The 7061-nt window shown below is 29.4% G+C and carries 6 protein-coding genes and 1 pseudogene; 4 read left to right on the forward strand and 3 right to left on the reverse strand.

What is annotated here, in order from left to right:
* Positions 1-728: 728 nt before the first annotated feature.
* Positions 729-929 (forward strand): matrixin family metalloprotease, encoded by a 201-nt coding sequence (locus BN350_RS19330; RefSeq protein ID WP_187117139.1) that lies wholly within the window; start codon positions 729-731, stop codon positions 927-929.
* A 14-nt stretch (positions 930-943) separates the two neighbouring features.
* Complete coding sequence (locus BN350_RS13950; protein ID WP_028044154.1) at positions 944-1660, forward strand: hypothetical protein; 717 nt, start codon at positions 944-946, stop codon at positions 1658-1660.
* A gap of 227 nt (positions 1661-1887) precedes the next feature.
* On the opposite strand, the gene BN350_RS13955 is transcribed toward BN350_RS13950, so the two are convergent.
* The 3 genes from BN350_RS13955 to BN350_RS13965 are packed head-to-tail and all read right to left on the reverse strand — an operon-like array spanning position 1888 to position 3696.
* The gene (locus tag BN350_RS13955) at positions 1888-2649 is read right to left on the reverse strand and encodes a hypothetical protein (RefSeq protein WP_028044155.1); all 762 of its coding nucleotides are present in this window, start codon (positions 2647-2649) and stop codon (positions 1888-1890) included.
* A complete protein-coding gene (locus BN350_RS13960) occupies positions 2643-3341 on the reverse strand; it encodes an ABC transporter ATP-binding protein (protein WP_028044156.1) in 699 nt (232 codons plus the stop codon). Before BN350_RS13960 ends, BN350_RS13955 begins: the two co-directional genes overlap by 7 nt.
* Positions 3307-3696 (reverse strand): GntR family transcriptional regulator, encoded by a 390-nt coding sequence (locus BN350_RS13965; RefSeq protein WP_028044157.1) that lies wholly within the window; start codon positions 3694-3696, stop codon positions 3307-3309. The genes BN350_RS13960 and BN350_RS13965 overlap by 35 nt, the downstream gene beginning before the upstream one ends.
* A 149-nt stretch (positions 3697-3845) precedes the next feature.
* Here BN350_RS13965 and BN350_RS13970 point away from each other — a divergent pair, with 149 nt between their 5' ends.
* Together BN350_RS13970 and BN350_RS21015 are read left to right on the forward strand one after the other, a co-directional pair.
* The gene (locus BN350_RS13970) at positions 3846-5753 is read left to right on the forward strand and encodes an NAD(+) synthase (RefSeq protein WP_028044158.1); all 1908 of its coding nucleotides are present in this window, start codon (positions 3846-3848) and stop codon (positions 5751-5753) included.
* A gap of 114 nt (positions 5754-5867) precedes the next feature.
* Positions 5868-7061 (forward strand): annotated as a pseudogene (locus BN350_RS21015) (PD-(D/E)XK nuclease family protein); the annotation flags it as partial.

The following is a 7061-nucleotide window of genomic DNA, read 5'->3' on the forward strand; positions in this document are numbered from 1 at the left end:
ATGAAAGAAATATTTTATAAGTTATTAAGATTAATCGCAAAAATTGGATTTATCTATGCACTCATTTTAGTTAATGTAATTTCTGTAAACCACATGTATGAAATGAGAGAACCATCTGAATTAATGAAATATAAAAAATAGGAAAGGGAATGGAAAACTGATACCAATGTGACATTTATTTAAATAATTTCATAGAAATTTAAAGATATTAGATATTCATTTTTATATAATTTTGATTATTCTATTTAAAAGAATATAAATTGTATTTAGTAGAAATAATATTAAAAAGGAGTTGGAAAAAGTATGAATAAGTTTTTATGAATCATTTTTTCAATTATTACTGTTTTATCTGTTTGTGTAATGGTGTGTTTTTCTTGTGAAAATGTTTTGGCACATAATGGATATTTAACATGGAATAATGACGCTAAACTAATTAATGGTGTTGGTAGCTATGGGTCACATGTAAGATATTTTTGGATTGACAGTTCTGCTTCTGTCCACACAAGTCAAATAGATCAAGTTAGAAATGAGTGGGTTAATACAACGAGTATATTAAGAACTTCAATTCTCATTAAAAAATATCAAATCAAAGTAGTTCTGTTTTTGACATATATAAAAAACAAATATATGCTCATTCAACAGGGATTATAGGACAAAGTTATTTTTATAACACATCTAATTCAGATATGGGCGTGCCAACGTACAATTATAAATGGACAAAAATTGTCTTGAACACTTCCGTTTTTAATGCTCAATCTAGTTTTGATCAAAGAGGAACAATTGCACACGAATTTGGTCATTGCATGGGGTTAGCACATTCTACAGATCCAAATAGAGTAATGACTCAACTAGGTAATGGGGATAGTAGAAGAAAAGTTGCTAAAGCAACATACACAGATTTAGCTACTATTAATCATTTATATGGATAAGGAGGATGTTATATATGAGAAAAAAAACAGTAGTACCTATTATTTTAGTGGCATTTGTCTTGACATTGGTTGGATGTAATCATGAAACGACAGTTACTCAAGATATTGTAGATAAAACAGTAGCTGTGAATAGCTTTCATCCAAAAGACTATCCAAATAAAATTGAAGTGTCTTCGACATTAGATTTTGCAAAAATCTATCAAAATGTGGATGAACTATATGAAGATTCTCAAAATGTTGTCTATGGAAAAGTTAAAGAAATTGCATATATTGACGATTCTGGAGCAGCAATAACGAGTTATAAATTTTTAATAGAAAACTCATATAAAGGTTCTTTAAAAGAAAATGATATGATTTCTGTCTTGGCAGTTGGTGGATATGTTCGTTTACAAAAATTTATTGAAGTTTTTGGTGATGCGAAATTTAAGGATTATTCTGAGTCAAAGCGTAATCAAACGGTTATTCAAGAAAATGTTATGGGTGCTCCTTTACCTCAAGAAAATGAAAAATATCTGTTATTTTTATCTGATCCGATTAAAGATGAATCACCATTACCTGATGGTGCATATTCTGAAATAGGTGCTTTTATGGGAAGATATTATGATAAAGGAAATGCACGAAACGGAAATACATTAAGTAGATATGTACCTAAAGATGAACCAGATTTTTATGGTGGAGAAAATGAAAATTATTCTTTATCTAAATTTGAAAATATTTTACAAAAGAAATAGGAACTCATTTTATATAATGCATCGCTTTTTGCATGCTTTTCAATCAAAACAAAGACACACATCACTTACATATTCATTCTATTATCAAAAACTTACGTGCCCATATTATATCACAACAAGAAAATACATTTCATAAAACATTTAACGAATTCATATTTCTTATAGAAGATATAAAACTGAAATAAAACAACTTTTGAAAAGTTATTTCATTTCAGTTTCTTTTCGTATTATTCTATTTCAATATAATGATCTACAATATAAGTTGTAGCAAATATAAATCCAATATCCAATACTAAGTAGAAGAGTGCTAATCCTATTGAAAATGTATCTGTAAAATATACACCAAAACACATATCCATCATCCACTCAATTATAAAATTTAAAGCAAAGTATACAGCAACTCCAAATAAAACACGATGCTTTCTTAACCACTTTGTATGTGTCAGTGTTAATGAGAAATAAATACTTGTCACAATAAAAATCAAAGTCGTTCCAAAAACTAAAATATTAACTATAAGTTGTACTGGATTACTCGCAATATAACTCATAAACTCATAAGCCATAATTCCTAGACCACGCCATAAATCCATTAAGTTTAATGAATTTTCTAATAATGCCATTGTTATTGTCATTAAAAACATACCTGCCACTAATATAAACATGCCAATAACAAGCCAAACAATACTCATAATCACTTTAGCTACAATTAATTGTAAACTTGTCACTGGTAAAGTTAAAGTTAAATAACTTGGTTTACCAAACATTGAACGATAATAATTCATAAATATACTGACAAACAAAGCAATACAAATTCCTAAAATCAATACAGAGAACCCAATACCAAATATAACTGATATCACTGGAATATTGACAAATATTTGTAAGGTTACAAAAAATGGAAATATCAAACATCCTAATAAAAAAACACCAAAAGCAATAAAGAAAGTTCTCATTGAATGTATAAACTCATATTTCATTAATTTTAACATTTAAATTCCTCCCTAAAGATTTCATCAATAGATGCTTGTCTTTGCATTCTTAAATTCTCACTATCTTCATGTAATACAATCTCACCTTTTCTTAAGAAAATCACTTCATCAAATATTTTCTCAATATCTGATATCAAATGAGTAGATAGCAATATTGTTGCATCTTGTTCATAATTATTTAAAATAACATCTAAGATAAAGTCTCTAGCGGCTGGATCCACTCCCCCAATTGGCTCATCTAAAATATATAACTTTGCTTTTCTAGACATAACTAAAGCTAATTGAAATTTCTCTTTCATTCCTTTAGAAAGTTCTTTAATCTTAACACCTTTATTAATTTCCATTCTACTCATCAAAGATGTTGCTTTTTGATAATCAAAATCTTTATACATATCTACAAAAAGACTTAATGCATCAGTTGTTGTCATCCAATTTTCAAAATAAGGCTCATCTGGTAAATATGAAATAATTTCTTTTGAATGAACTCCTAATGGCTTCCCATCAATACTAATCTCACCTTGATAATCTTTTAATAAACCATTAAGAATTTTAATTAAAGTTGTCTTTCCACTACCATTAGGACCTAATAAACCAATGATTTTTCCACTTCCAATTTTTAAATCAATATTCTTCAATACTTGTTTCTTTCCATAATACTTATTCAAGTTCTGAATTTGAATTAAATCCGTCATATTCATCCTCCTCTTCGAGATATTCAATTATCTCTTTTTGACTTACTCCTAATACTTTCATTTGTTCAATAAACATTTGAATATTTTCTATAATCTTCTTTTTTCTACATTCTTTAATAAGCTGTAAATTATCTGATACAAATCTACCAACAGCTCTCTCTGTGCGAATAAAACCCTCACGTTCTAACTCAGAAAAAGCTCTTTGAATTGTATTAGGATTCACTTCCAATTCCATAGCCAATTCTCTTACCGAAGAAATTTTATCTCCTGGTTGTAATGTTCCATTCATAATTTGAACTTTAATATCTTCAACAACTTGTAAATAGATTGGAGCATTGGCATCAAAGTGATTCATATAACCACCATCCTTACTGTATTAATACACTAATACAGTAACACAGTGTAATTCATTTGTCAACTCTATGATTATTATTATTCATAATATTCTCTATTTCTGTTTATAATGAGAATATGTTATAATGAATAACAGTTGGAGGTATTCTTATGAAAGATGGATTTGTAAGAGTTGGCTGTGCTAGTTTTGAAATACAGCTAGGTCAAGTCAAAGAAAATGCTAAGCATATTATTGAATATGCCCAAAAAGCAAGTCAAGATCATGTAAAAGTTTTGGTGTTTCCAGAATTATGTTTAACTGGCTACACCATTGAAGATTTATTTTATCAAAAACGTATTATCAATGAAGTTTATGCTCAAATTGACGAAATTTTAGATTTAACATATGAGTTAGATATGTTCTTAGTTATTGGTGCACCTTTAATACATATGAATAAGCTATATAATTGTGCTATTGTCATATGTGATGGTGAAATCTTAGGTGTTATACCTAAAACATTTATACCTACTTATCATGAATTTTATGAAGGACGTCATTTTGCAAGTGCTCCAAAAGAAACAACAGAAATCCTAATTAATGGAGATTATTATCCTTTTGGGACTGATATCATTTTTGAATCACATCAGCAACAGCATTTAAAAATTGCAGTTGAAATTTGTGAAGATTTATGGGCTCCATTACCACCAAGCACAAGACATTGCTTAAATGGTGCAACATTAATCCTCAATCCTTCTGCTAGTAATAATTTAACGACAAAATCAGATTATCGTCGTTTATTAGTCTCTTCACATAGTGCCAGACTGGTTTGTGGATATGCATATTGTAATGCAGGATTAGGTGAATCAACAACAGATGTTGTTTTCAGTAATCATCACATTATTGCTGAAAATGGAACTCTTTTAGAGGAATCTATCCAATATGAAGAGGGATATATTTATACAGATTTAGATTTAGATAAACTTCTCAGTGAACGTATTGAAATGACAACTTATACGACTCAAAATGATGATTATCTCTACGTTCCTTTTGAAATAGATACTGAAGAATTAGAAATAGAACGTTATTATGATCCCCATCCTTTTGTTCCAAGTCGACCAGAAGAGAGAGCATTACGCTGTAAAGAAGTTTTTGATATTCAAATTTATGGTCTTATTCAAAGATTAAAAGCAGCCCGTATAAAGAAAGTTGTCATAGGGATATCAGGAGGATTAGATTCAACATTAGCCTTATTAGTCGCAAGTATGGCCTATCAAAAACTAGGTTATCCTTCTACAGATATTATCGCAGTGACAATGCCTTGTTTTGGAACAACATCTCGAACAAAAAATAACGCTTTAAAAATGATGGATGAATTAAAAGTAACTTCTCAAACAGTTGATATTACAAAAGCTGTTTTACAGCATTTTGAAGATATTGGACATGATGAAAATATTCATGATGTTACATATGAAAACACACAGGCTCGTGAGAGAACACAAGTTTTAATGGACATTGCTAACCAAGAAGGAGGTATTGTTATTGGGACTGGTGATTTATCTGAAGTGGCTTTAGGCTGGTCTACATATAATGGTGATCATATGAGTATGTATGCAGTCAATGTTTCAGTACCGAAGACATTAGTTCGATATCTTGTTGATTATGTTTCTTCGCTTTATCAAGGACAGCCATTAGAAACTATCTTACAAGATATTTTAGACACTCCTGTTTCACCAGAATTGTTACCTGCACAAGATAACGAAATTGTGCAAAAGACAGAAGATATTGTAGGTCCTTATGAATTACATGATTTCTTCTTATATCATCATGTAAGATTTCATTATGAACCAAGAAAACTTTTCCGTATTGCAAAACTTGCTTTCAAAGATCAATATGATCAAGATACAATCAAAAAATGGTTAACTTTATTCTATCGACGTTTCTTTACACAACAATTTAAACGAACATGTATCCCAGATGGTCCTAAGGTTGGAAGTGTTGCCTTATCTCCACGTGGTGATCTAAGAATGCCAAGTGATGCTAATGTTCAATTATGGCTAGATGAATGTGAAAAATTATAGCAACTCATAACCAAGAACTGATTGTTCTTGGTTTTTATGTTTTCTACATGAAATACAAAACTTCCTTTTTCTTTCATTTCATTTTCATGTATAATGAGACAAGAGGTGAATCATATGCGTAAAATAATAGGTTTAAATTATCAATATAAATTAGAGGAAATGATTAAGGAATGTTATCATAATGCTCATCAACATCCCTTCCATAAATATATTTTTATTACAGAATATCCTGATGCTGTAGAACAACGTTTTTATCAGTATACTTGTTGCTTAGTTAATATCGAAATCATGACATGGTCTCAATATTTAAAACAGCTTCAAATTGATTTGCATCTAACTCATCATCATACTGTAACGACTACAGAACTTACATATCATCTACGTCATATTTTAAATGAAGAAACATTCCATTGCTTCCAAAGTTTAAATCCTTATCCATTAATTGCAGAATTTATTCCTTTATTAAAAGACTATGAACTTTATCAGACTGATTATCACTTCAATGATTTTGAAAGTATGAAACTTAAAGATTTTATTCATCTTTATACTTCTGTATTATCACATCTCGATAAAACAACACACTTAACATTTGAGAGTATGTTTGATAAAGCAGATTTTTCACAGCTTAGCCCTACAACACTATATATTGATGCTGATCATCTTTATCAGACAAAAAGACAAGATATTATAAATCGCTTGTCACAAATTCATGATATAACTCTATTATACACATATCAAAATGATAGTCGTATTTTTAACATGCCTTATCAGTCACTATGTGCTGGAGGTCAATACTTAGATAACCCTAATTATTTAACAGAAAATATTTTCATGCAGTCAATAACTCCATGTACTGAATGTCTGCCTATATATACTTTCTCTTCGCCAACACCTCAACAAGAAATTGAACGTGCTGTTTATACAATTTACCAAAAAATTGTTGATGAAAAACTCCGTTTCCAAGACTTTGTTATTGTGTATCCAGATAGTACTTATCATGATTATCTTTTAAGTACATTAGATAGCTTACACATACCACATAACTTACCTATCATACAATCTCATCAATATGACTATAGCTATCAAAAAATCATCAATACATTAAAAACAATAGAAGCATTAACATTTCAAGATATTGCCAAAAAATTACTTAAAGAAGAGTTAGATAAAGAATATATTGATTATCTGCAACAGCTCATCCCATATACTGATACCATAACGCCTCTTGAATTCCTTGATTTCTTTCAATCAACATACCCAAAACAATCTCAAGAAATTCTTAAAAATAAGGATCATATTGAAATTTGC

Origin of the sequence: Candidatus Stoquefichus massiliensis AP9 (genome assembly GCF_000455285.1) — a bacterium.
In the GTDB taxonomy this organism is placed as follows: domain Bacteria; phylum Bacillota_I; class Bacilli_A; order Erysipelotrichales; family Coprobacillaceae; genus Stoquefichus; species Stoquefichus massiliensis.